A 21,651-nucleotide genomic window follows, 5' to 3' on the forward strand; every position below is an offset into this window, starting at 1 on the left:
TTTTCATCAGGGAGGGCTGGCCTCACTACGCTCTTCAGGTGACGCCCCGGTGACAGAAAGCGCCGAAAAATCAAAAAGCCTGGGATCAAGCAGATGCGACGGATTGACGTGGGAAAGCGCCCGCAGCATCACATCCTTGCGGCCCGGCATGCGCCGTTCGATATCCGCCAGCATCTCTTTCATGGCATTGCGCTGAAGCCCGTCCTGCGAGCCGCAGAGGTCGCAGGGAATGATCGGGAATTCCATCGCCGCCGCAAATTTCGCCATATCGTCTTCGGCGCAATAGGCAAGCGGGCGCAGGACCATCAGGTCGCCCTCGTCATTCAAAAGCTTGGCCGGCATGCCGGCGAGACGGCCGCCATGAAAGAAGTTCATGAAAAAGGTCTCGAGAATATCCTCGCGGTGATGGCCGAGCAGCAGTGCGTCGCAGCCCTCCTCCCGCGCGATGCGGTAGAGATTGCCGCGCCGGAGCCGCGAACAGAGCGAACAGTAAGTGCCGCCGGAAGGCACCTTTTCTTTCACCACCGAATAGGTATCGCGATATTCGATGCGATGCGCGACACCGATCTTCGCCAGATATTCCGGCAGCACGTGCTTGGGAAAATTCGGCTGGCCCTGATCGAGATTGCAGGCCACCAGCTCCACCGGCAAAAGCCCGCGCCATTTGAGATCAAGCAGCAGCGCCAGAAGACCGTAGCTGTCCTTGCCGCCGGAAAGGCCGACCAGCCAGCGCTTCTGGCCGTTCAGCATGCCGAAATCTTCAAACGCCTGGCGCACATTGCGCAGCAGCCGCTTGCGCAGCTTGTTGAACGAGACCGATCGCGGTGCATTGTCGAACAGCGGATGCGAGCTGCCGTTTTCCTCGGACGCGTCCTGATCCGCCCCGATTGGTGCGGCCCCGGCCTGATCTACAAAGTCATCGATCTTGGTGAGAATGTTCATCATCCGCTCGCTCCGGCACGACTGCCGTTCTTCATGCAGGCAATGCCCCCATCCGCTGGCAATATCAAGCCCCGAATACCGACCAGCCGGTTTTCGTCGCCAGCAATTCCAGCGCCAGTGACCCGAGCGCCGAATTACCCACCTTGTTGAGACCCGGCGACCAGACCGCGATCGACGCATTGCCCGGCGCCACCGCCATGATGCCGCCGCCGACACCGCTCTTGCCCGGCAGGCCGACATGATAGGCGAAATCGCCCGATCCGTCATAATGGCCGCAGGTCAGCATCAGCGCATTGATACGCCGCGCCCGGCGGTCCGAGACGACCGTATGGCCGGTCAGCGGATTGCGGCCGCGATTGGCGAGGAAGAGGCCAGCACGGGATAGCTGCGCGCAGGTCATGGAAAGCGCGCACTGATGGAAATAAACGCCGAGCGTATGTTCCACGGGATGATGCAGATTGCCGAAGGAACGCATGAAATTGGCAAGCGCAAAATTGCGGAAACCCGTCGCCTGCTCGGATTTCGCCACCGTGTCGTCAATGCTGATCGTGTCATCGTCCGCGAGATAACGCACGAAGCGCAGAAGCTCGCCGATCGCCTCACGCGGCTGGTGGCCGGAAAGAACGATATCGGTCACCACGATTGCGCCGGCATTCACGAAGGGATTGCGCGGGATGCCGTGCTCATGTTCCAGCTGGACGATGGAGTTGAAGGAAGAGCCTGAAGGTTCGCGTCCCACCCGGTTCCACACCGTCTCGCCGGCCTTGCCGAGCGCCAGCGTCAGCATGAAGACCTTGGAGATACTCTGGATCGAAAACGGTACAAGCGCATTGCCGGCCGTATAGGTGGTTCCATCGACGGTGGTGATGGCGATGCCGAACTGGTTGGGATCGACCTTGGCAAGTTCGGGAATGTAATCCGCAACCTTCCCCTCGCCCAGTCTTGGCAGCATGCTGTCATAGATGGAATCGACGATCGCCTGAATATCCTGCATGCAAAGCCTTCCCCAGCAAACAAAAAAGCCGCCCCGAGGGGCGGCTTTCTCAATACTGAAACGCGTCGATTAACGCGAGTAGAATTCGACGACCAGATGCGGTTCCATGACGACCGGGTACGGAACGTCGGAAAGCGACGGAACGCGGGCGTAGGTCGCAACCATCTTGTTGTGGTCGACTTCGATGTAGTCAGGAACGTCGCGCTCAGCGAGCTGAACGGCTTCAAGAACCGTAACCAGCTGCTTGGACTTCTGACGAACTTCGATAACGTCGCCAGCCTTGCAACGGTAAGAACCGATGTTGACGCGAACGCCGTTAACCGTGACGTGGCCATGGTTGATGAACTGGCGCGATGCGAAAACGGTCGGAACGAACTTGGCGCGGTAGACGATGGCGTCCAGACGCGACTCGAGCAGGCCGATCAGGTTCTCGGAAGTGTCACCCTTGCGACGGTTTGCTTCGTCGAAAGTGGCGCGGAACTGCTTTTCGCGCAGTTCGCCGTAGTAGCCCTTGAGCTTCTGCTTGGCGCGCAGCTGCGTGCCGAAGTCGCTCATCTTGCCCTTGCGGCGCTGGCCGTGCTGGCCCGGGCCGTATTCGCGGCGGTTAACCGGGGACTTCGGACGACCCCAGATGTTTTCGCCCATGCGGCGGTCAATTTTGTACTTAGCCGATTCGCGCTTGCTCATCGTATTTCCTTCTCAAAAGGTTATGCCGGTCTGTTGCCAAACCGGTTTAAGGAAACACGCCCTCCTCTGAAGCCCGTTTCAGGGCCTCTGACAGGCTTCTCACATGCAAATGGAGAAACCACGGGACATGTCGGTGATATTGACCGCCGAACGTCAGCCTTTAAACTGCAAGGCAGTCAACAAAACACACCGGACATCACTGCCCGGCGTTGGGGCGGCTTCTATAGTCGTTTTACAAATTTGTCAAACAGCGCCTGCCGATTTTTTTCTTGAGCCTGCCCTTGAAAACATCGAGCGGCCACCCATTTACCCATCGTGATCAGAACTCGGGCCCCTCTGACGTGTTACCGGACAACACGTGATGTCGAGTTTCTTTAGGTTGGGGCCACGTATATTCTTGACACACGTTCCCCATCCGCAAAGCCAACCTCGTCCGGCTAAAGGTTGACTGATGGAGTTCCTCCTCAACGATTTTCTCGGTACCCCCACATGGATGTGGGCGGTCTTCATTTCTCTTGTCCTTGGCCTCCTGGCGCTCGATCTCGGCGTGCTGCACAAGAATTCCAAGGAAATCGGCATTCGCGAAAGCCTGCTGATGTCCGGCTTTTACATCGCCATCGGTTTGGCCTTCGGCGGCTGGATCTGGTATCAGTCCGGCCAGCAATCGGCGATGGAATACGTTACCGGTTTCGTGGTCGAAAAAAGCCTGGCGATGGACAATATCTTCATCATCGCCATGATCTTTTCCTATTTCGCCATTCCCCGTCAGTACCAGCACCGCGTGCTGCTCTGGGGTATCCTCGGCGTCATCATCCTGCGCGGCATCATGATCGCCGGCGGTGCGGCCATCGTCGAAAACTTCCACTGGGTACTTTATCTCTTCGCGGCCTTCCTCGTCTTCACGGGCCTCAAGATGCTGTTTTCGTCCGACCATGACGAGGCCGATATCGGCAATAACCGCATCCTGAAATTCCTGCGCAGCCGCCTGCCGGTGACGGAGAAGCTGCATGGCGAGAAATTCTTCGTCAAGGAAACGGATGCAGCCACCGGCAAGCTCAAGACCTTCGTGACACCGCTCTTCCTGGCGCTCATCATGGTTGAAATCGCCGACCTGATCTTCGCGGTCGATTCGATCCCGGCGATCTTCGCGATCACCACCGATCCGTTTATCGTCTATACCTCGAACATCTTCGCGATTCTTGGCCTGCGCGCCCTCTATTTTGCGCTCGCCGCCCTGATCCACCGCTTCGCTTATCTGAAATATGCGCTGGCTGCGGTTCTGGTCTTCGTCGGTTCGAAAATCTTCGTCGCCGATATGCTCGGCATCGCCAAAATCCCGCCCGCCGTCTCACTCGGCGTCACGGTCGCCATCCTCGCAACCGGCATCATCGGTTCGCTGATCGCGACGCGAAAGGAAGCGAAGGCAGTCGAGTAATGATGAGCAAGGAGGAGGCGGTGAGGCCTCCTCAGCCTCGTTCAGGATTTCCGCTGACGGATGGGTTGCCACAGCTAGATAATATACACGCCGTCACCCCGGACTAGATCCGGGGTCCAGCGCGATCAAGTCCTTGATCGCAATAGACTCTTCTCACGGCGCAGTCGCGCCGCGGCTGGATGCCGGATCTAGTCCGGCATGACGGAAAGGTTATCCCAAGCAGGAAACCCTGCCAACCTCACTCCGCCGCAAGCCGCGCATCATCCTCAGCCGCATCCGCATCGCCGGGTGCGGTTTTTGCGTCGAGATCGGGAAACGCCACGATGCGCTTGCCGGAGAAATCGGCATGCACCACCACAAGCTCCTTCTCTTCGAAATAGCCGAGCAGGCGCCGCGCGCGGCGGGCGGAATGGGTGCCATAGGCGCGGGCAATGCGGGCATCCGACGGGCAAGGCTCTTCACCCAGCGCCGCCTTGACGAGCAGCAGGAAGACCCCCTGCAAGTCATCGGAAACCGACATCGACAATTCCAGCGCCTTCTGCCAGCTTTCGCTTGCCGCCATGGCTACATCGACGCCGGAGCGGGCAATCGCCACCTGTCGGCGGAATTCCGCCAATGTCATCGGCGTGCCGGGAATGCGACGCATACGGGCGCGCACCAGAAAATCCTGATAAAGCACGGCATCCGTGCGATAGGCCGATTGCGGATCGTCGAGAATTTCCACAAGAACCGCACCGATCTTTTCCTCACGCTCTTCCGGCGTCAGTTCCGGCTGACCTGCACGCGGCGATTGCTCCGGTGTAGGGCCGACGGCGGCGGGCGTGGAACGGGAGAGTTCTGCCAGAATATCCGTGGTCGGGCGCGGCGCGGGCGGCGTGCGGCGCACGGCGGCGCGCGTGAATTCTTCCGGGTCCGGCGTGAAGATCAAGTCTTCCACATCCTGGGGCGCATCTGGCAGCGGCATCAGCTTTGGCGAGGATGAGCGCGCCGACGTTTCCACCGCCCCGATGACGATGGGCAGCGGGCGACGCGAAAGCGCCGGGCCGAGCGCCACGAAATTGCCGCGCTGCAGATCGCGGAACATTTCCGCCTGTCGCCGGTCCATGCCAAGAAGGTCAGCCGCGCGCGCCATGTCGATATCGAGAAAGGTGCGGCCCATCAGGAAGTTCGAGGCTTCCGCTGCCACGTTCTTGGCAAGCTTCGCCAGACGCTGCGTGGCGATGACGCCGGCAAGACCGCGCTTACGGCCACGGCACATCAGATTGGTCATGGCGCCCAGCGACGCCTTGCGGGCATCTTCCGTCACCTCGCCGGCGACGGAGGGCGCAAACATCTGCGCCTCATCCACCACCACAAGCACCGGATACCAGAATTCGCGATCGGCATCGAACAGGCCGTTGAGGAAGGCGGCGGCGGCCCGCATCTGCTGTTCGACATCAAGGCCTTCCAGCGTCAGCACGCAGGAAACGCGATGCTGGCGAATGCGGTTGGCAATGCCGGCAAGCTCGGCTTCCGTGCGCTCGCCATCCACCACCACGTGACCGAACCTGTCGGAAAGCGTGACGAAATCGCCCTCGGGATCGATGATGACCTGCTGCACCCATGACGCCGATTGCTCCAGCAGCCGGCGCAGCAGATGCGACTTGCCGGAACCGGAATTGCCCTGCACCAGCAAACGCGTCGCAAGCAATTCCTCGATATCAAGCTTGGCCTGCTGCCCGCCCGATAGGGTTCCCATGTCGATGCCGACCTGCAATGTTCAATTCCTCGTGCTGCATCTGATCCGGCCGATTCTCTTGGCGGCGGCCGAACATGCTCTTTACCAAAAAATCGCCGGTTGCGTCTGCCCCGTGCCGATAATGCACAGGCAATTGCACCGCCTCTAAGCCGCCCCGGACGAGACCCGCAAAAATGCAAGCCGTCTGCCGAACACATTCAGCATCAGCCCGATGATGACCAATGCGGCGCCGACCACTTCAAAGACGGTGATATGCTCTGCGAAAGCGAGATAGGCGCTGATGAAACCGACAATCGGCACCAGCAGTGAAAACGGCGCCACCGTTCCGGCCGGATAACGCAGAAGCAGGTAACTCCAGATGCCCGCGCCGACAATCGTCGCACCATAGGCCATGTAGATCACCACGAGAGCCATCGTCGGCGTCGCATTGAGCACGCCTTCCGCAATCGCCTCAGGTCCTTCCACGACCAGCGAAAGCAGGATCAACGGCAGAACCGGCACAAGGCTCGTCCATGCGACAAAGGAAACCGCATTCACCTGACCGATGCGGCGGTTGACGATGTTGCCGCAGGCCCAGGCAATTGCCGACCCGACGCCCATCAGAAGCGGTACCAGGGCTGCGACCGTCATGCGTTCCACGCCGATGACCGCCAGCCCGCCAAAAGCAATGATCGCGCCGATGATCTGTGAAGGCAACGGCCGCTCGCCGAGAAACACCACGGCAAGCGCCAGCGTGAAGAAGGCCTGCGACTGCATGACGAGCGAAGCGAGCCCCGCCGGCAGGCCGAGCTTGATGGCCGGGTAAAGCAGGCCGAACTGCACGAAACCCATCGCCATGCCGTACACGATCATATGCCGCCACGGCACATTGGGTTTCGGCAGGAAAAACACCAACGGCACGGCTGCAAAGAAATAACGCACACCCGTCAGAAACAAAGGCGGCATGTCGGTGACGCCGACCTTGATGGCGACGAAGTTGAAGCCCCACAAAAACACGGTGATCAGGGCGAGAAGTATATGCGGCAATGCCATTTTGTTATGTCCGAATTTCAGGCGATCGAGAGCTACCTTACGGCGCGACCGCCCTCTTCCAGCCAAAGGCAATGAGACCGGCACCGATCAGGAGGCCACCGCCCGTGCGGTTGACGATGCGCTGAACATTCGGCTTGCGGATCGTGTTGCGGGCGGCACTTGCCAGAAGTCCATAAAGGGCGGCATTGACGGTGGCAAGCACCAGGAAGGTCACCTCGAATATCAGCACCTGCGGCCAGAAGGGCAATGTCGGCACCAGAAATTGCGGCAGGAAGGCGACGAAAAACACGATGCTTTTCGGGTTCAGCGCGGTGACGATATAGGCATGCAGGAAGATTTTGAGCGGTCTTTCACGGCCCGTCACACCCTTGCCGTCCGCGCCTTCGCCGCTGATCGGTGAACGCCACAGCTTGATGCCGAGATAGATGAGGTAGGCGGCGCCAATCCATTTCAGACCGGTGAAAAGAGCAGCCGATGTGGCAAGCAGCGCGCCGAGCCCCAGCATCGAGGCCGTCATGGCTGTGAAATCACCCAGCGCCACGCCCGTCACCGTCGCGGTGCTCGCCTTGCGGCCATGGCCGAGTGCGTAAGAAATCACCAGCAGGATCGTCGGTCCCGGAATGGCGAGCATGATGGCGGATGCGGCCACGAAGGCCAGCCAGTTCTCCAAAGGCATGATGAAATCTCCCTTCACTCGATGCGGTGAGCAAGCCACCAAACCCACGAGGTATCAAGCGTAATCTTCGAAGATTATGCCGTCCTGTCATCCAACGGACGAACGGGCGGCTGCTCACGCTTCATCGCCTGTGCAAGATCGTAATTCGACTGCATGGCAAGCCATGCGCGGGCCGTGCTGACGCCTGCCCGCTCCAGCCGCACGGCAAGGTCAGGACTGACGCCCGCCCGTGCGTTAAGGACGCGCGAAAGCGCCACACGGGACATGCCGAGCCTTTCAGCGGTTTCTGTCACGGAAAGCTGAAGCGCGGTAATGACCTCCTCCCGCAAAAGCTCACCGGGGTGAACAGGAAACTTCATCATTGGAACAAATCCCTTCAGTGATAGTCTTGATAGTCGACAAGCTCGACATCGCTATCCAAAAATCGAAATGTCACCCGCCAGTTTCCGTTCACCCAGATCGACCATTGACCCTTCATCTCGCCTTTTAGCGGGTGAAGTTTGAAACCAGGAAGATTAAGATCGGGCGCACTTGCCGCGACCTCAAGCAAGGTGAGTATTCGGCCAAGCTTGGCGGCATGGGCCGGCTGAATACCCTTCGTCGTCCCCGAGCGGTAAAAAGCTTCAAGCCCTTTGTGACGAAAACTCACGATCATGGAATAACGTTATCCTGTATCGCGTCGCTATACAACACACCGAACGCCAGATCAGCCTCCAGGACATGTTTTTACCGAAGAGGCTGCCCCACTCAAAACCGCGGCGCCCAGTAAGGGGGCGCCCAGTCCCGATGTATCTTCCGCTCGGATGGCTCGAGGCCGATATCATCCAGCATACGTTCGGGTAGATCGGTGATATCCGTCGGCGGTGCACGCGGCACCATGGCCGCAACGAGAACCGCCCTTAGAGTTTTCCAGACGCCGAACGTGACGAACAAATGGTCGACCGCATCCGGCAGCGCATATGCTACCAATGGTTGATTTTTTTGCATGGAAATCCATCCCGGCGCAGCGAAGCAGCCAGGTCCTTTATCGATGGAAAACGACATGCCGGAACGACGGGCGCAGCACTCAGGCCACGCGAACGCGCAATTTCAGATGTCGAACGAAGTGAAAATGCCAAACGGCAAGGAAATCAGGCGATAAGCCTTATCGGAGGTTGATGCCTCGGACCATGTAACCACCGATGACCATGCCGGAAATGCCAGACATGCCGTTAAGGCGCATATTAAAATCGTCAGTCATTCCACGCCTCCTTTTATAGCGGTTACAGACGAGGGGCATCTTACACGAGATGCCAGGCACGACAAGTGGTCGCAATCTCGAATTGCAAAAGTCAAATGAGATAGATGCAAAAATACAACAGGCGCTCAGGCAACAAAACTCAGGCTGCCGAAACGCTGAGACCGAACCCCTGCATCAGCCGCCGTGTGGCGAAATCCGGCTTGCCTGACGTGAAGACGGCAAAGTCGAAGCCGTCGGGGTGTTCCGCATCCTGCGGCAGCGGCACCAGATGGCGCGCCCGCCTTGCAATCGCCTCCGCCGGATCAAGCCAGTCCACCGGCCAGGGTGCCAACCGGCGAAACACATTGGCCATGAAGGGGTAATGGGTGCAGGCGAGAACGACGATATCGGTGCGCTTGCCGTCACTGTCGATGAAGCAGGGTTCGATTTCGGCCAGAACCGCCTCATCCGAAACCGGCTCACCCCTGATCCAGCTTTCCGCCATGCGCGCCAGATTTTCAGAGCCCACGAGACGGACGTGGCACTGTGTGGCGAAGGACTGGATGAGATCACGCGTATAGGCACGCTTGACGGTACCCGGCGTCGCCAGCACGGAGACGAGGCCGGAGCGGGTGCGCTCCGCAGCCGGCTTGATGGCGGGAACGGTGCCGACAAACGTCATGTCCGGAAACCGGGCGCGAAGATCGGCCCCGGCCAGTGTGAAGGCGGTGTTGCAGGCGATGATGCAGACTTCCGGGCTGTAGTCCTGTAGCAGCGTTTCGAAGAGCGAGAGAATACGCGTCTTCAGCGCCTCCTCTTCCCAGCCGCCATAGGGAAAACCCGCATCGTCGGCCACATAGATGAAACCGCGCTCGGGCATCAGCACGCGCGCTTCGCGCAGCACAGTCAGCCCGCCAATGCCGGAATCAAACACCAGCACCGGTTTCAGCACATCGGCCGCGGCCTCACTCGTCTTCAGCATTCTCCCCGGTCCTCTCCGAATTGGCGCCCTCAGCCGACGGCGCCGCCCGGCCGGCCTGCTTTGGCCACTGCCGGGGGAAACGGTCGAGCGAATTGATCACGCCGCGGACAACGCTGATTTCCTGCTCGGAAAAACCCCGTCTCGACAGCACGGCACGCAGATTGTCGACCATTTTCGGCTTTTTTTCAGCAGGATGAAAATAACCGCGCGCATCCAGCGCTTCCTCGATATGTTCGAACAGGCCGAAAACCTGCTCCTTGGTCGAAGGTCGCTGCTCGACGGACTGGAAAAGCGTCTCCCCCAGGTCATCCATGCCTGATTTCATCCATTCATAGGACATCAGCAGCACAGCCTGCGCAATATTGAGCGAGGCAAAAGCAGGGTTGACGGGGAAGGTCACGATCTCGTCGGCCAGCGCCACTTCCTCATTGGTCAGCCCCCAGCGCTCCCGCCCGAACAGGATGCCGGTCTTTTCGCCAGCCTTGAATTTTGCCCTGAGCGTATCGGCAGCAGTTACCGGCGCCCGCACCGGCTTGAAACCGTAACGCTCGCGCGCCGTCGTGGCATAAACGAAATTGAGATCCTTGATCGCCTCTTCCAGCGTCTCGAATACCTTGGTGCCGTCAATGACGTGATCGGCCTTGGAAGCGGCAGCACGCGCCTTCTCGCTCGGCCAGCCATCACGCGGATTGACCAGACGCAGTTCGGAAAGGCCGAAATTGGCCATCGCCCGTGCCACCATGCCGATATTTTCGCCGAGCTGCGGTTCGACCAGAATGATCGCCGGGCCTTCCACCAGAAGTTCAAGCTCGCTGTTAGTGCCTGCCATCGTCGTTTGTCCGTTTTCAAAAGCGCCGCATCGACTTTAACGCCGATACTGTAAAGCGCGCTTCACTGGCACAGATCGGCGCTAAAATCAAAGTCGGAGGGAGCACGCATCCCGCTCGGCTTTGCTGAAGATGAGAGCAAAACCACTACCCCGTCATCCTCGGGCTTGACCCGAGGATCCACAAACCGTTGAAATCAATCGATCCTCGGGTCAAGCCCGAGGATGACGCCGATTGTGGCGAAAGCCTCGCATCACCCTCAACGGGCTCAAACGCGACCCCTCACTCGCCCTTGATGATATTCGCCATCTCTTCGCGCAGCGAATCCCTGCCCTCATCGCCAACGCGGTGAATGTCGCTGATCACCGGCCGCCCGTCTTCCTCGATGACATCGAAATGCACCTCGTCAACCGTCGCCTTCATCTCCGCCTCATCCATGCAGGCCCACAGCTTGAATTTCGCCGTCACATCAGTCACGCCGTCCTTCACCGCGCCCGGCGTCACCGAAACATCCGCCAACGGGCAGCCATCCTGCGAGTTCGTCACCACATCGTAACCGAAGGGATCGCCGGTCTCGCCGCTTTCCGCCTCATATGCCGGCTTCTTGGATGCTTCGCGATACTGGGTGACGAAGTCCTTGCTGAACAGGCTGGTCAGCATGTCCTCGTCAAAAATATATTTCCAGTTTTCGGCGTCGCCAGACCAGTTCTTGACGGTGATGTCCATCACCTTCTGAACGGGATCGGCAGGCCCCGCCGCAAGGGCATTGTGCGAAAAGAGGACGGCGGCAGTCAGAAGCAGAATATTCCGCATGATGTGATCCCGGGATAGGCCCGACAGGCGGGCGAAGCGATTCGCCTGACTGTATTCCGGCATTGTGGTTTGGCAATGCGCAATCCACTGTTGCGCTGCGCCAAAAAAGCGCCCCCCATGGCTTTGCCTCAGACGCTCGCGATGCTATAGCCGCACCGGATATTTTTCCGGATACCGGCGTCATCAGGCGCCACAGCTTCGAAGGTGAGGAATTCATGGCAAAGATCAAGGTAGCCAATCCAGTCGTTGATCTCGACGGCGACGAAATGACCCGTATCATCTGGCAGCTGATCAAGGACAAGCTGATCCTGCCTTACCTCGATCTCGATATCGAATATTACGACCTCTCGGTTGAAAACCGTGATGCCACCAACGACCAGGTCACCGTCGATGCGGCACACGCCATCAAGAAGCACGGCGTCGGCATCAAGTGCGCCACGATCACGCCGGATGAAGCCCGCGTCGAGGAATTCGGCCTGAAGCAGATGTGGAAGAGCCCGAACGGCACGATCCGCAACATTCTGGGCGGCGTCATCTTCCGCGAGCCGATCATCTGCAAGAACGTTCCGCGCCTCGTTCCCGGCTGGACCAAGCCGATCGTCGTCGGCCGCCACGCTTTCGGCGACCAGTACAAGGCAACCGATTTCAAGTTCCCCGGCAAGGGCAAGCTGACGATCAAGTTCGTTGGTGAAGACGGTCAGGTCATCGAGAAGGACGTCTTCGACGCTCCGAGCGCCGGCGTGGCACTTGCCATGTACAACCTCGACGAATCCATCCGCGAATTCGCCCGCGCATCGATGATGTACGGCCTGATGCGCAAGTGGCCGGTTTACCTGTCCACCAAGAACACCATCCTCAAGGCCTATGACGGTCGCTTCAAGGACATCTTCGAAGAAGTCTACCAGACAGAGTTCAAGGCGAAGTTCGACGAAGTCGGCATCATCTATGAGCACCGCCTGATCGACGACATGGTCGCTTCCGCGCTGAAGTGGTCCGGCGGTTACGTCTGGGCCTGCAAGAACTACGATGGCGACGTTCAGTCCGACACGGTTGCCCAGGGCTTCGGCTCGCTCGGCCTGATGACCTCGGTTCTCCTGTCGCCGGATGGCCGCACGGTCGAAGCCGAAGCGGCACACGGCACGGTGACGCGCCACTACCGCCAGCACCAGAAGGGTCAGGAAACCTCGACCAACTCGATCGCTTCGATCTTCGCCTGGACCCGTGGCCTCGCCCACCGCGCCAAGCTGGACGACAATGCCGAACTCGCAAAATTCGCGACAACGCTCGAGACCGTCTGCGTCGACACCGTCGAAAGCGGCTACATGACCAAGGATCTGGCGCTGCTCATCGGACCGGACCAGCCCTGGCTCTCCACCACCGCCTTCCTCGACAAGATCGACGAAAACCTCAAGAAGGCAATGGCGGCTTAAGCCTCTTCACTCAACGACATTAAAACCCGGCTTCAGCGCCGGGTTTTTTCTTTGCGCCACAAAGCTGCAACGTCAGCGCCGCGGCACGGGCCGAGCGCGCCCTCACCTCCTCCTGCACTGGGAGACCGAGTGCACCCGTCGCGCGCCTGACCTGCAAATCTCCGACCAGAAGCGACAGCCAGATCTCGCCCGGCCCTTCCGGCATGTCAGCGCATATGACACCGCGTTCTTCCAATGCATGAAAATAGGCCGCGAGCTTCGGCATGACGTGGTCACGATCCGGGCTGCATTGGGCAGAAAAACGTGGAAAAACTGAAAAATCGGGCCGAAACGCCCGGTTTTCTTTTTTTGTTCACAGTATCTTGATTAGACGTTGCACTAGGCGCAGACTTCGATTCTGCACCGTGCCGTGGCCAGTATAACAATAAGACAAAGCTGAAACAGCATCTACTTACAGATAACTTGCCCGGCGCAGTCAAAACTTACCGTAGCGTCAGTACGATCCTCAACGAGCGTGAGAATGATGCCGCGGGTTATAAAAACACACCGCGCCAGTGAGGGACCCGCAGGGTTTCCCCATGAGGTTGCGGCTATTTTGCTTGGGGAGGCAAAACTATGAGTGAGTTGATCTTCTACACCAATCCCATGTCGCGCGGACGCATCGCGCGCTGGATGCTCGAAGAAGTGGGTGTTCCGTATAAAACGGAAATATTGAGTTTCGAAACCTCGATGAAATCACCCGCTTACCGGCTGATAAACCCGATGGCCAAGGTGCCGGCCATCAAACATGGCGATACCATCGTCACCGAGGCGGCGGCGATCTGCGCTTATCTGGCCGACGCCTTTCCGGGTGCAAATCTTGCTCCGACGCCGAAGGCGCGCGGACTTTATTATCGCTGGATGTTTTTCGCTGCCGGCCCCCTGGAAATGGCGGCCAGCATGAAGGCAATGGGTTTTGAAGTACCGGCCGACAAGCTGCGCATGGCGGGCTGCGGCAGCTATGCGGATGTGATGAACACGCTTGAGCGCGCCGTTAGCGAAAACCGCTTCATCGCCGGCGATCTCTTCACCGCGGCCGATGTTTATGTCGGTGCCCATATCGGTTGGGGGCTACACTTCGGCACGATCGAAAAACGCCCGGCCTTCATCGACTACATGGCGCATCTCACCGAACGCCCGGCCTTCAAACGCGCTGCCCAGCTTGATGAAGATGCGGCGAAGGATTTGTATCGGACGCGTCCTGGCTGAACGTGAACGTAAGGTTCTGGCTTCTCTCGCAGCGCGTCATCCGGAAGCCGCTTTGCGCAACCTCGACGAGGGAGAAACGCCATAAGCGGAAAAAATTCTCCCATTTTAGTCGAGTCGAGGGTTGTCGGAGTAATGAAGCAAATCCCTCACTCTCGCTTCGAATTCGATCTTCGTCCTCTTCCCCTCCACCTTTATTGCAAGTGCGACGACGCAAATCGAATTGGCTTGTTCATCTCCAATAACTTTCGAGTAGTCGATCACAGTTTCATTATCGAAATGGAGATTATATCTGATGAATGGAGGGGGCGACCCGCGGTCAAGCCACCCGCCGAGAAGCGTTGTGTACTGAATACGGTGTTTCTCATCGATCGTAAATTTTACGACGCGCTTTCTCTCAATCTCCGGATGCTTGAACGTAACGTGACTAGGCTGCGGTATATCATATCCCGCGCAAAAAATTTTCACACCCGCAATAGATATGCGCCGTCTATTCCAATTGGTTACGTCAAACTGCGCAACCCTTGTTTTTGTAGCCGTCCGAAAAAGCTCGATACTTGGCGGCGCATCACCCAGCATGAAAGCAGTTTGCTTTTTCTGTTCTTCCAACTGGCCGAAAACAATGTAAGCGCCGACCGCTGCGGCAGCGAAGCCTATCCATCCAGCAGTCGCCGAAAGCCACTCCTGCGCCGTGCAGTCTTCAGCTTTGCACACATAGGCTTGAATGTCGTCTGGAAGTCCGCTGACGTATCTCGCGAGCAGCACAACGGATGCAAGCACCAAAAACGACAACACGGGAATGTAGAACCTGCTGTTATCCTTCACTCTCTCGCCCCCGCGAATGAAAATTTGTTCTCTGCCGGCAAAGGCCTCTCAAGGGAGGCCTTGTGATGCGATACTCGTTCCTGGCAATCATTCCGCCTGCAGCCGCCCCGAGCAGCGCATACATCGTTGAACTTGCTCGCAAGGCCGCCTCTGAAAATGATCAAGCGCGCCCCTGTGGCGGGTCAGCGAGAATTTCCGCCGTCGCTAGCATCTCTCCAATTTGTTTGTCGATCGCCAGCACCAGCCGCTCAAAATGCGGGCTGTTGGGGCTGATCCACTTGCCATACGCCTGCGCCGCGTTCTCGCGGCTGACCGGAATACCAGCCATCGAAAGGGTCAGAACGGCTTTGTTCGCCATCGTGGCAGCAGCAACGGTCTCTACGTACCAAGCGATCTCTTCTTCAGTCACCGCGAAAATCCCCAGCTTAAAAACACTCTTTTGCCGTGAGTCTGAAAAGGGGCGCAAGCCATGATACCTATTCTGACAAGGCTTTTCCGTTGTGTTTTTGGATTTCGTTTTGGGCGGTCCAGCCCGGCCACTGGGAAGCCCCTGCCAGAGATTCTTTTCCATCGGGTCATCTTCGCCAACGGCCATGATGATGACGCCGAGGGCCTGAAGACATTCTTCGAAAATCGACCCTACATTTTCGGGGCGATCTGTATGGACCGACTGCGGGGGCCCGTCGCCTTGTAAACCTTCACCTTACCCTTTCCAAAAACGCGATCGTCTTCATCAAAAACGGAAAGGTTCATTTCATCTACGGGTGCCCGTTGGGCGACACCCTTGCTGTCAGCATAAGCCATGGCTTTGTCCGGCTGGAAAAGCGAAATGGTACGGCGTGCGCTGTATGCCGCCTGCAGAGAACCCGGCGTCTGGTCATCGGCCGACATGGTACGCGGCCACGGTGCCTGGCGCGATCGTGACGGCAACTTGGTCCTGCACTGTGGCGATTGCCTGTGGATCAACGGCCAAATCTCCGACACGGGGGAGCATGATGATCACCTCTATGTTCGCCGGCCGAGAGCAGGAGCCCGGATAATCGGCCTGCGACATTGCAAAAAAACGAACCACGGCCCGTCCGAAAGTCGCCCATAGGGTCGGTCTTTGCGGCGGGTCTATTCATCGGATTGGCCGAGCGGTTCTCCGACCTCGATTGCATGCCCGTCCGGATCATAAAAGCGGAATACTCTCTGCTCCCAGGCCTGCTCTTGCACGGAATGAATAAGCTCCACATGCGGTGCGATATTTAGAAAAGCCGCATCCACATCAGCGTGCTCGAAATACAGCAGCAGGTTTCGCCTGCCATAGGGCTCTTCCATGCCGGATGGTGCCTGCCACACCGTCTCCTCAAGCGACCGCCCCTCATGGATGGCAAAGCCGCCTTCAAAGAGAACGAAATTCCCGAAGTCCCGCAATATTCGGAGGCCGAGATGGTCACGATAAAACGCCTTGGATCGGCCTATATCGCGCACGAAAGGGATGGGATTTACAAAGCGCATCGCATGACCTCCCCCGTCTCCAGCGCTCGATGGGCCATGCCGTCTCTTGCCAGCCTCAGCGCAGAATGAAAAAAGGCGGGGTAAGACCCCGCCCCTTCCTCAATCTTTCCGGATCAGGCCGCCAGTGCCGCGGCCACTGCTTCGATGGCCTCCTGCGCCTTGGCGCCATCCGGGCCGCCGGCCTGTGCCATATCCGGGCGTCCGCCGCCGCCCTTGCCGCCAAGTGCGGCCGAAGCGGTGCGGACAATATCGACAGCACTGAAACGGGCCGTCAGATCTTCGGTAACGGCAGCAACGGCGCTTGCCTTGCCATCATCGGAAACCGCAATCAGCAGCACGACGCCGGAGCCGATATTGGCCTTGGCCTCATCGGCAAGACCCTTGAGATCCTTGGCATCGATGCCAGCAAGCGATTTCGCAAGGAAATTGACGCCCGCGACCTGCTGCACATCGTTTGCGCCGGCATCCGACGAACCGCCGCCCATCGCGAGCTTCTTGCGAGCATCCGCAAGCTCACGCTCCAGCTTCTTGCGCTCGTCAAGCAGCCCTTCAACGCGCGACAGCACGTCGCCCGGCTGAACCTTCAGCGACGACGCCAGAGCCTTCACCCGCTCATCCTGCTCGGCAAGATAGGCGAACGCACCCTGACCGGTGACGGCTTCAAGACGACGCACGCCAGAACCGACAGCGCTTTCGCCGAGAATGCGGATAAGGCCGATCTGGCCGGTGGCAGCCACATGGGTGCCGCCGCAAAGCTCAACGGAATAGGGACGGTTGGCTTTTGCGCCATGCAGGCCGGTGCCCATCGACACCACGCGAACCTCGTCGCCGTATTTTTCGCCGAACAGCGCCATGGCACCTTCGGCAATGGCATCGTCAACGCTCATCAGGCGGGTGACAACAGGCGAGTTCTGCAGCACGATCTCGTTCGCCATGTCCTCAACGATCTTCAGCTCGTCGGCCGACATCGGCTTGGGATGTGAAACGTCGAAGCGCAGGCGCTCGGGCGCAACCAGCGAACCCTTCTGGGCAACATGGGTGCCGAGCACTTCGCGCAGCGCCTCATGCAGCAGGTGGGTTGCGGAGTGGTTGGCGCGCAGACGCGAACGGCGATCATGATCGACCGTCAGCTGTACGGCTTCATCGACCTTCAATCCACCCTTGGACACCGTGCCGGAGTGCACAAAAAGGCCTTCGCCCTTTTTGTGGGTGCCGGTGACATCAAAGCTGCCAGTTTCGCCGACGATGACACCGGTATCGCCCATCTGGCCGCCCGATTCACCATAAAATGGTGTCTGGTTGACGATAATTTGCACCGTCTCGCCCTCGGCAGCACTATCGACTGCCTTGCCATCCCTGACGATCGCCTGAATGACGCCCTCAGCGGTTTCGGTGTCGTAACCCAGGAACTCCGTTGCGCCGAGCTTTTCCTTCAGCTCGAACCACACGGTTTCCGTTGCCGTATCGCCGGAGCCGGCCCAGTGCGAGCGGGCTTCCGCCTTCTGGCGCTGCATCGCATCGGTAAAACCGGAAATATCGACGCCGATTTCGCGGGCGCGCAGCGCGTCCTGTGTCAGATCGAGCGGGAAACCATAGGTGTCGTAAAGCTTGAAGGCGGTTTCGCCATCCAGCATATCGCCCTTGTGCAGGGTGGAAGTAGCATCGGACAGCAGCGACAGGCCGCGTTCCAGCGTCTTGCGGAAACGGGTTTCCTCAAGCTTCAGCGTCTCGGAAATCAGCGCCTCGGCCCGAACCAGTTCGGGATAGGCGCGGCCCATCTGCTGGATCAGCGCCGGCAGCAGCCTGTAGATCAGCGGCTCGCGCGAGCCGAGAAGCTCGGCATGGCGCATGGCGCGGCGCATGATGCGGCGCAGAACGTAACCACGACCTTCGCTCGATGGCAGAACGCCATCGGCAATCAGGAAGGAGGCCGAACGCAGATGATCGGCGATGACCCGGTGGCTGGCGCGGTGCTCGCCTTCGGCCGGAACCCCGGTTGCCTCAACGGAAGCGGCGATCAATGCACGGAACAGGTCCGTGTCGTAATTGTCGTGTTTGCCCTGCAGCAGTGCCGAAATGCGCTCGAGGCCCATGCCGGTGTCGATCGACGGGCGCGGCAGGTCGATGCGTTCTTCCTTCGTCAGCTGCTCATATTGCATGAAGACGAGGTTCCAGATCTCGATGAACCGGTCGCCATCCTCTTCCGGCGAGCCGGGCGGGCCACCCCAGATATGATCGCCATGATCGTAGAAGATTTCCGAACAGGGACCACAGGGACCGGTATCGCCCATCGCCCAGAAATTGTCGCTGGTCGCAATGCGGATGATGCGGTCGTCGGAAAAACCGGCGATCTTCTTCCAGAGATTAAAGGCCTCGTCATCGGTGTGATAGACCGTGACCAGCAGCCGGTTGCGGTCGATGCCGAATTCCTTGGTGATCAGGTTCCAGGCATGGGTGATCGCCTCTTCCTTGAAATAATCGCCGAAGGAGAAATTGCCGAGCATTTCGAAGAACGTATGGTGACGGGCGGTATAACCGACATTATCGAGGTCATTATGCTTGCCACCGGCGCGCACGCATTTCTGCGCCGAAGCGGCGGTGGAATAGGGACGGCTTTCAAGACCGGTGAAGACGTTCTTGAACTGCACCATGCCGGCATTGGTGAACATCAATGTCGGATCGTTGCGCGGCACCAGCGGGCTGGAGGGCACGATCTCGTGTCCATTCTTTTTGAAGTAGTCGAGAAAGGTCGACCGAATTTCATTTACACCGCTCATGCCCACACACCGCTCACAGCTGGAGTCCATCATTGCCATCACAAATGACGGCTATATTGCAAAATCAATGGCTTTTATCGTCCGTATCCTGCCCTGTCCAGCCATGCAGGTAAACCAAGGCGCATCGACAAACAAAAAGGGCCAGGCGAGGGAAAATCGCACGGCCCATTTCGTTTCGATCAGCTCATTTCAGCAAAACGGCCCGACAATTCATGCCCGGCCGCTTTTGAGGTGTCAGCCCTCGTCGCCGTCACCGTCGCTATCGCCGGCATCCGGACCGCCATTCTGCAGGAAGCGGTCAGCGATCAGACCGGCATTCTGGCGCAGCGCCAGCTCGATCTCATTGGCCGTTTCCGGATTGTCGCGCAGGAAGGTCTTGGCGTTCTCACGCCCCTGCCCCAGACGCTGGCTGTTATAGGAGAACCATGCACCGGATTTCTCGACGATACCGGCCTTCACGCCGAGATCGACAAGCTCACCGGTCTTGGAAACGCCTTCGCCATACATGATGTCGAATTCCACCTGCTTGAAGGGCGGTGCCATCTTGTTCTTGACGACCTTGACGCGCGTCTGGTTGCCGACCACCTCTTCGCGTTCCTTGACGGCGCCGATACGGCGAATGTCGAGGCGCACGGAGGCGTAGAACTTCAGCGCGTTACCGCCCGTCGTCGTTTCCGGCGAACCGAACATGACGCCGATCTTCATGCGGATCTGGTTGATGAAGATCACCATGCACTTCGACTTGGAGATCGAAGCGGTCAGCTTGCGCAGCGCCTGGCTCATCAGACGTGCCTGAAGACCAGGCAGGCTGTCGCCCATCTCGCCTTCGATTTCCGCCCGCGGCGTCAGCGCCGCGACCGAATCGACGACCAGAACGTCGACCGCTCCGGAACGAACCAGCGTATCGGTGATTTCCAGCGCCTGCTCGCCGGTATCCGGCTGCGAAATCAGCAGGCTCTGCAGATCCACACCCAGCTTGCGGGCATAGACCGGATCAAGCGCATGTTCGGCGTCCACGAAAGCGCAGATGCCGCCCTTCTTCTGGGCTTCCGCAATGGTCTGCAGCGCCAGCGTCGTTTTACCCGAGCTTTCCGGACCATAAATTTCAACGATGCGCCCCTTCGGCAGACCGCCGATGCCGAGCGCGATATCCAGGCTGAGCGAACCCGTTGAAACGGTTTCCACTTCAACCACATTTTCATTGGAACCGAGCTTCATGATCGATCCCTTGCCGAACGAACGTTCGATCTGGGAGAGCGCCGCTTCCAGTGCCTTGCTTTTATCCACGGATTTATCCTCTACGAGACGCAAAGAATTTTGTGCCATCTGAACCACCTTTAGGTTATTGAAGCCGCACAGGCAATGAAGCAGTATGGAAATGGTATGTACTCCATTTGTTCTCATTTCGCAAGGCGCAGCCAGCATATTGAAAACAAATAGCGATAAGTGGTTTGTTCTATCTTTGTTTTTCGGCTCCGGCCTATCGCCGCAAACGGGAAGTGACAGGGAAACGGACAGGAGGTTCGGCCGAATCGTCCGGCCTTTCCATCCGCCAAAGAGGGAAACGCAAGCGTGAAGAAAATACTCGTTCTGGGCGGCGCGCATATCGACAGACGCGGCATGATCGAGACTGAGACGGCGCCCGGCGCCAGCAATCCCGGCTCCTGGATGGAGGAGGCAGGCGGCGGCGGTTTCAACGCGGCGCGCAATCTTGCCCGGCTCGGTTTTGCCGTCCGCATCATCGCGCCACGCGGCGGCGACGTGACGGGTGAAGCGGTGGCGGGGGCCGCAAAATATGCCGGCGTCGAAGATACGCCCTTCATTTTCCTTGACCGCCGCACGCCGAGCTACACCGCCATTCTGGAGCGTGACGGCAATCTGGTCATCGCGCTTGCCGATATGGACCTCTACAGGCTCTTTACCCCGCGCCGCCTGAAAGTGCGTGCCGTGCGCGAGGCGATCACGGCAAGCGACTTTCTGCTCTGCGATGCCAATCTGCCAGATGACACGCTGACGGCGCTCGGCCTCGTCGCCCGCGCCTGCGAAAAGCCGCTCGCCGCCATCGCCATTTCACCCGCCAAGGCGGTGAAACTGAAGGGCGCGCTTGCCGATATCGACATCCTCTTCATGAATGAGGCAGAAGCACGCGCGCTCACCGGAGAGACGGCGGAAAATGTTCGCGACTGGCCCGGCATTCTGCGCAAGGCCGGGCTTGCCGGCGGCGTCGTCACCCGCGGCGCAAGCGAGGTCGTTGCTTTCGATAGGACGCAAACCGTAACGCTCAACCCGCCCCTTATTCGCGAGGTGAAGGACGTGACCGGCGCCGGCGACGCCATGGCCTCCGGTTATCTTGCCGCGATCGCCGAGGGAAAGACCATCGCGGAAGCGCTGAGACAGGGTGCGGCGGCGGCGGCCATCACCGTACAATCGCCCTTCGCCACCTCGCAGGATTTATCAAAAGACAGTGTCGATTCCATGTTGGGACTTGTTCCCGCAGCTGAAATACTGGCATGAACCCGCTTTCAAGAA

The 21,651-nt window shown here is 58.8% G+C and carries 23 protein-coding genes; 4 read left to right on the forward strand and 19 right to left on the reverse strand.

The genetic code is table 11. The features are described 5' to 3' along the window. Positions 1 to 6: 6 nt before the first annotated feature. From ttcA to rpsD, 3 genes are all read right to left on the reverse strand, one after another. Entirely contained in the window at positions 7 to 945 is a 939-nt protein-coding gene (gene ttcA / locus QSV77_RS07570; RefSeq protein WP_302733008.1) for a tRNA 2-thiocytidine(32) synthetase TtcA, read from the reverse strand. A 61-nt stretch (positions 946 to 1,006) separates the two neighbouring features. Then, entirely contained in the window at positions 1,007 to 1,936 is a 930-nt protein-coding gene (locus tag QSV77_RS07575; RefSeq protein ID WP_302733009.1) for a glutaminase, read from the reverse strand. A gap of 69 nt (positions 1,937 to 2,005) precedes the next feature. Continuing rightward, a complete protein-coding gene (gene rpsD / locus QSV77_RS07580; RefSeq protein ID WP_046798221.1) occupies positions 2,006 to 2,623 on the reverse strand; it encodes a 30S ribosomal protein S4 in 618 nt (205 codons plus the stop codon). A gap of 451 nt (positions 2,624 to 3,074) precedes the next feature. Between rpsD and QSV77_RS07585 the strand changes: the two genes are divergently transcribed. Beyond that, complete coding sequence (locus tag QSV77_RS07585; RefSeq protein WP_302733010.1) at positions 3,075 to 4,058, forward strand: TerC family protein; 984 nt, start codon at positions 3,075 to 3,077, stop codon at positions 4,056 to 4,058. Positions 4,059 to 4,296: 238 nt separating this feature from the next. Here QSV77_RS07585 and QSV77_RS07590 read toward each other — a convergent pair whose 3' ends face one another. From QSV77_RS07590 to QSV77_RS07630, 9 genes are all read right to left on the reverse strand, one after another. After that, a complete protein-coding gene (locus QSV77_RS07590; protein WP_302733011.1) occupies positions 4,297 to 5,814 on the reverse strand; it encodes an ATP-binding protein in 1,518 nt (505 codons plus the stop codon). Between the two features lie 126 nt (positions 5,815 to 5,940). Further along, on the reverse strand, positions 5,941 to 6,828 hold the full coding sequence (locus tag QSV77_RS07595) for an EamA family transporter (protein WP_142840128.1): 888 nt from the start codon (positions 6,826 to 6,828) through the stop codon (positions 5,941 to 5,943). Between the two features lie 37 nt (positions 6,829 to 6,865). Further along, positions 6,866 to 7,504, reverse strand: a complete 639-nt coding sequence (locus tag QSV77_RS07600; protein ID WP_142840129.1) for a LysE family translocator — start codon at positions 7,502 to 7,504, stop codon at positions 6,866 to 6,868. A gap of 74 nt (positions 7,505 to 7,578) precedes the next feature. Continuing rightward, positions 7,579 to 7,866, reverse strand: a complete 288-nt coding sequence (locus QSV77_RS07605) for a HigA family addiction module antitoxin (RefSeq protein ID WP_302733012.1) — start codon at positions 7,864 to 7,866, stop codon at positions 7,579 to 7,581. Between the two features lie 14 nt (positions 7,867 to 7,880). Next, a complete protein-coding gene (locus tag QSV77_RS07610) occupies positions 7,881 to 8,159 on the reverse strand; it encodes a type II toxin-antitoxin system RelE/ParE family toxin (protein ID WP_271363542.1) in 279 nt (92 codons plus the stop codon). A gap of 92 nt (positions 8,160 to 8,251) precedes the next feature. After that, a complete protein-coding gene (locus tag QSV77_RS07615) occupies positions 8,252 to 8,491 on the reverse strand; it encodes a hypothetical protein (RefSeq protein ID WP_302733013.1) in 240 nt (79 codons plus the stop codon). A gap of 392 nt (positions 8,492 to 8,883) precedes the next feature. Further along, positions 8,884 to 9,705 (reverse strand): glutamate racemase, encoded by an 822-nt coding sequence (murI, locus tag QSV77_RS07620; protein ID WP_271363543.1) that lies wholly within the window; start codon positions 9,703 to 9,705, stop codon positions 8,884 to 8,886. Next, positions 9,689 to 10,534: an RNA methyltransferase gene (locus tag QSV77_RS07625; protein ID WP_302733014.1), complete on the reverse strand. Its 846-nt coding sequence runs from the start codon at positions 10,532 to 10,534 to the stop codon at positions 9,689 to 9,691. The genes murI and QSV77_RS07625 overlap by 17 nt, the downstream gene beginning before the upstream one ends. A 280-nt stretch (positions 10,535 to 10,814) precedes the next feature. Continuing rightward, entirely contained in the window at positions 10,815 to 11,345 is a 531-nt protein-coding gene (locus QSV77_RS07630) for a hypothetical protein (RefSeq protein ID WP_161991228.1), read from the reverse strand. Between the two features lie 215 nt (positions 11,346 to 11,560). Here QSV77_RS07630 and QSV77_RS07635 point away from each other — a divergent pair, with 215 nt between their 5' ends. Further along, a complete protein-coding gene (locus QSV77_RS07635) occupies positions 11,561 to 12,775 on the forward strand; it encodes an NADP-dependent isocitrate dehydrogenase (RefSeq protein ID WP_302733015.1) in 1,215 nt (404 codons plus the stop codon). A 19-nt stretch (positions 12,776 to 12,794) separates the two neighbouring features. Here QSV77_RS07635 and QSV77_RS07640 read toward each other — a convergent pair whose 3' ends face one another. Continuing rightward, positions 12,795 to 13,040, reverse strand: a complete 246-nt coding sequence (locus QSV77_RS07640) for a hypothetical protein (RefSeq protein ID WP_302733016.1) — start codon at positions 13,038 to 13,040, stop codon at positions 12,795 to 12,797. Positions 13,041 to 13,390: 350 nt separating this feature from the next. On the opposite strand from QSV77_RS07640, the gene QSV77_RS07645 reads away from it, so the two are divergent. Then, the gene (locus QSV77_RS07645) at positions 13,391 to 14,023 is read left to right on the forward strand and encodes a glutathione S-transferase family protein (RefSeq protein ID WP_302733017.1); all 633 of its coding nucleotides are present in this window, start codon (positions 13,391 to 13,393) and stop codon (positions 14,021 to 14,023) included. Between the two features lie 105 nt (positions 14,024 to 14,128). Here QSV77_RS07645 and QSV77_RS07650 read toward each other — a convergent pair whose 3' ends face one another. The 6 genes from QSV77_RS07650 to recA form a co-directional block, all read right to left on the reverse strand. Further along, the gene (locus tag QSV77_RS07650; RefSeq protein ID WP_302733018.1) at positions 14,129 to 14,845 is read right to left on the reverse strand and encodes a hypothetical protein; all 717 of its coding nucleotides are present in this window, start codon (positions 14,843 to 14,845) and stop codon (positions 14,129 to 14,131) included. A gap of 160 nt (positions 14,846 to 15,005) precedes the next feature. Then, the gene (locus tag QSV77_RS07655) at positions 15,006 to 15,440 is read right to left on the reverse strand and encodes a hypothetical protein (RefSeq protein WP_302733019.1); all 435 of its coding nucleotides are present in this window, start codon (positions 15,438 to 15,440) and stop codon (positions 15,006 to 15,008) included. A gap of 44 nt (positions 15,441 to 15,484) precedes the next feature. Beyond that, complete coding sequence (locus tag QSV77_RS07660) at positions 15,485 to 15,736, reverse strand: hypothetical protein (protein ID WP_302733020.1); 252 nt, start codon at positions 15,734 to 15,736, stop codon at positions 15,485 to 15,487. A 225-nt stretch (positions 15,737 to 15,961) separates the two neighbouring features. Then, a complete protein-coding gene (locus QSV77_RS07665; RefSeq protein ID WP_302733021.1) occupies positions 15,962 to 16,345 on the reverse strand; it encodes a VOC family protein in 384 nt (127 codons plus the stop codon). 113 nt (positions 16,346 to 16,458) lie between these two features. Beyond that, positions 16,459 to 19,122, reverse strand: a complete 2,664-nt coding sequence (gene alaS, locus QSV77_RS07670) for an alanine--tRNA ligase (protein WP_302733022.1) — start codon at positions 19,120 to 19,122, stop codon at positions 16,459 to 16,461. A gap of 234 nt (positions 19,123 to 19,356) precedes the next feature. Beyond that, positions 19,357 to 20,448: a recombinase RecA gene (gene recA, locus QSV77_RS07675; RefSeq protein ID WP_046798211.1), complete on the reverse strand. Its 1,092-nt coding sequence runs from the start codon at positions 20,446 to 20,448 to the stop codon at positions 19,357 to 19,359. Positions 20,449 to 20,694: 246 nt separating this feature from the next. On the opposite strand from recA, the gene QSV77_RS07680 reads away from it, so the two are divergent. Next, positions 20,695 to 21,636 carry a carbohydrate kinase family protein gene (locus QSV77_RS07680; protein WP_302733025.1) on the forward strand — a complete coding sequence of 314 codons (942 nt, stop codon included), beginning with the start codon at positions 20,695 to 20,697 and terminating at the stop codon, positions 21,634 to 21,636. Positions 21,637 to 21,651: the final 15 nt, after the last annotated feature.

It is taken from the genome of Agrobacterium sp. V1 (assembly GCF_030518355.1).
In the GTDB taxonomy this organism is placed as follows: domain Bacteria; phylum Pseudomonadota; class Alphaproteobacteria; order Rhizobiales; family Rhizobiaceae; genus Agrobacterium; species Agrobacterium cucumeris.